The organism is Bradyrhizobium sp. 14AA (assembly GCF_054185205.1).
This window is the reverse complement of sequence record NZ_JAVAYM010000177.1, coordinates 1-444: the sequence shown is the minus strand read 5'-3', so window position 1 is coordinate 444 and position 444 is coordinate 1. Positions and strand designations below refer to the sequence as shown.

The window sequence follows — 444 nt, the reverse complement described above, 5'->3', positions numbered from 1 at the left end:
AGGCGGTGATCGGGTCGACTCCGCCGAAATGCGACAGCAGCGCGCCGATCCCGGCCGAGATCGCGATCAGCAGCAGGATCGACGCCAGGATGCGGGGCAGGGCGCGGGCGGCCGCGGTCACGATATCCCGGGTGAAGTGAAGCCCGATCCGCCAGCCGACGATGGCGTAGCTCGCCGCGAGCAGCCAGCCCGGCAGGTCGAACCGCACCAGCCCGGCGACGTTGAGCGCCGAGCCGAGCAGCAGCGCGCCGATCATCGGCCCGGCCGGCAGCTTCAGCATGACGCCCAGACAGGCGCCCACCGCCGCGATCGCCAGCGTTTCGGCAAAGGCGACCGGGTCGATCGGCGGAAACCAGTCGGCCGTCGGGCTTTCCATCCCGCCATGCGCGCCGCCGAGCGCGGCGACGACGGACGCCGCCCCCGCGACGCATGCCACGCGGCTAT

The 444-nt window shown here is 72.7% G+C and carries 1 protein-coding gene; it reads right to left on the bottom strand.

The window, feature by feature from the left end:
• The coding region (locus tag RAD15_RS43890) for an AbrB family transcriptional regulator (RefSeq protein WP_458184875.1) at positions 1-444 on the bottom strand (444 nt) is incomplete at both ends.